Origin of the sequence: Pseudooctadecabacter sp. (assembly GCF_020627745.1) — a bacterium.
Taxonomy (GTDB): Bacteria; Pseudomonadota; Alphaproteobacteria; order Rhodobacterales; family Rhodobacteraceae; genus Octadecabacter.
This window is the reverse complement of record NZ_JAHDGE010000028.1, coordinates 39385-42179: the sequence shown is the minus strand read 5'-3', so window position 1 is coordinate 42179 and position 2795 is coordinate 39385. Positions and strand designations below refer to the sequence as shown.

The window sequence follows — 2795 nt, the reverse complement described above, 5'->3', positions numbered from 1 at the left end:
TTCGCCTCCTCCTTCGTTTTCTCATCTCCGGGCAGGATGTATTCCGCACCCTCCCACGGGGACATGAAATCGAACTGTCGGTATTCTTGCGTCAGGGACACGGGTTCATAGACGACGCGCTTTTGTACTTCGTCATAACGGACCTCGGTATAACCCGTCGTCGGGAAATCCTTGCGCAGCGGATAGCCGCGGAAGCCGTAATCGGTGAGGATGCGGCGCAGGTCGGGGTGACCTTTGAAGATGATCCCGAACATGTCGAACACTTCGCGTTCAAACCAGTTGGCCGACGGGTGCACATCCATGATCGACTGTACCATTTCATCCTCGCGGGTTTTGACGCGCAGGCGGATGCGGTGGTTTTGGTACATCGACAGGAAGTGGTAAACCACGTCGAACCGCTGGGCGCGGCCGGGGTAATCCACCGCCGTGATATCCACCAAGGACGAGAATTTGCAGCTGCTGTCGGTCTTCAAAAACTCCACAAACCCCGCAAGGTTCGCAGGTGCCACATCGACCGTCAGCTCCCCCCCCGTGACGTCCCAGGACAACACACAGTCAGGGCGTTTAAGCTCAATATGCTGGCCCAGTTGGTTCAGTTCGTCAGACATCTCGTTACCTCACGATTGTGCCGGTGCGGCGCATTTTGCGTTGCAGTTGCAGGATGCCATACAGCAGCGCCTCAGCCGTGGGTGGGCAACCGGGCACATAGATGTCCACGGGCACAATGCGGTCACAGCCGCGCACCACACTGTAGGAATAGTGATAATAGCCACCACCGTTGGCGCACGACCCCATGGAAATCACATAGCGCGGCTCTGGCATCTGGTCATAGACCTTGCGCAGCGCGGGTGCCATTTTGTTGGTCAGGGTGCCTGCCACAATCATCACGTCCGACTGTCGAGGGGAGGCGCGCGGCGCGATGCCGAACCGTTCGGCGTCATAGCGCGGCATGGAGGTGTGCATCATCTCAACCGCGCAGCAGGCCAACCCGAAGGTCATCCAGTGCAAGGACCCTGTGCGCGCCCAGTTGATCAGGTCCGCAGAGGAGGTCACAAGGAAACCCTTGTCCGTCAACTCACGGTTCAATTCCTGCGTTGCAAAATCTTTGTCGGCCTCGGCGATATTCGCCCCGGTTGCGATGCCCATGTGTCGGCTGCTCCGTTTGATATGTGCGTGATCGGCGCACGGTCCCTAGCTGGGGTGATGGGTATGCCGTGGGGCCGGTAAGGTCAAGGTTGCGGGGGTGTCCAGATGGTCGCGGCTGGCAGAAATATGGTCTGTTAACGGATTTGTAGGTCGATGGGCGTAAGGCAGGTCTTGAACAGTCTTGGACCCCGCCCTGTGAATCAGCACAAAACCGCAATCGAAGACATTCCGAACCGCATCCGGATGAGCCTTGCGGCGATGATGTTCGGCGTGATGGCGGTTATCGTGATCATGGTCATCTGGATGACCGACATCATGGACGAACTGGCGCAGGAATATGCCGCCGAACTGATCGAACTTTCTTTGCGCGAACAGACGTCGACGATCTACACCGTCACGCAGGATGAGGCCCGTTGGGGGGCAGGCGACAGCTGGATACTGGCCCCGAATGGTCAGGCGATCTACGGCGATGTCGGATCCTCCGCCACCGGCACGGGCACCGTTGACCTGAGCTATATTTTCAGCCGCAGCGACAAGGTTCTCTACGTTTATGAAAAGACGCCCCTTTCGGGCGAAACCCGCACAAACGTCTATGCGGCGCTTGCCCCGTTCATCACTGCGGTCCACGACGCGCCGCTGCAAACCGGATTTGTCGCCAACGGGTTTACCGACATTGACGGGGAACTTGCTTTCGTGGCCGCCACCCGGATGAGCCCCCAGAACCGGTCCGCGTTCTCAGCCGCCGACCTGCCGGTGGTCACGAACATCCTGATTCTGAATGACGCCAATCTTGAAGGGATCAATCAGGGCCAGCTGGCCCGGAATATCGAGGTTGCCTTTGCATCTACGGACCATGGCAGCGAACTTGCCCTGCCGCTGTTTGGACGCGATGCCTTTGCCTACCTGTGCTGGACCCCGCCTGCAGTCGGCCAACAAGTACTCAGCCGGTCGACGCGATTTATTGCAGGTCTGCTGGTTGTCATCACTCTGGGCCACTTTTACGTCAGCCACATCGTCAGTCGTTTGGCACGCGCGTTCCTGCAGGAAAGCGAAGACGCACGCACCGATGGCCTGACAGGGCTTCTTAACCGGACAGGTTTTGACGAGGCGATGGAATCCCCTGAAATTGCCAAAGCCATGCGGGCGGGTCATCTGGGGGTCGTGATTTTCGATATGGATAAATTCAAGCCCATCAACGACAGCTACGGGCATCATGTGGGTGATGTCGCCCTGCAAACTGTGGCGCAGCGACTGCAATCCAGCGCCCGGGCCCGCGATCTTGTTGCGCGGCTGGGGGGCGATGAATTTGCGGCTGTGGTGATTGACCCCGATCCCGAACGGGTGGTGAAAAAGGTCATGCTGCGCATGGAACAGGCCAACCTTTCCCCGATCAAGGTGGACGATCACGTCCTGACGCTGGAGGCATCCATGGGATTTGCCCTGGCCAGTGATGCGGGGGATTTGAGACAGTTGATGATGGCCGCGGATGCATCAATGTACGCGGCCAAAACTGCGAAAGAATTTCGTGAAGACGTTGAAGGCGCCGTCGCATAGTCGGGTGATTATTCCACCCAAAGCACCGAACCTCAGGGCGCCGCCCGTGATCTTCTCAAAAGGTCCACCGGACCTTTTGTCGGCTAGGCCGAACC

3 protein-coding genes are annotated in these 2795 nt (G+C 58.4%); 1 reads left to right on the top strand and 2 read right to left on the bottom strand.

What is annotated here, in order from left to right:
• Both QZ653_RS11245 and QZ653_RS11240 read right to left on the bottom strand, forming a co-directional pair.
• A partial coding sequence (locus QZ653_RS11245) for an NADH-quinone oxidoreductase subunit C (RefSeq protein WP_296420176.1) occupies positions 1–608 on the bottom strand: 608 nt, incomplete at its 3' end.
• Between the two features lie 4 nt (positions 609–612).
• Positions 613–1146: a NuoB/complex I 20 kDa subunit family protein gene (locus QZ653_RS11240; RefSeq protein WP_296420175.1), complete on the bottom strand. Its 534-nt coding sequence runs from the start codon at positions 1144–1146 to the stop codon at positions 613–615.
• Positions 1147–1341: 195 nt separating this feature from the next.
• Between QZ653_RS11240 and QZ653_RS11235 the strand changes: the two genes are divergently transcribed.
• Positions 1342–2700: a GGDEF domain-containing protein gene (locus QZ653_RS11235; protein WP_296420174.1), complete on the top strand. Its 1359-nt coding sequence runs from the start codon at positions 1342–1344 to the stop codon at positions 2698–2700.
• Positions 2701–2795: the final 95 nt, after the last annotated feature.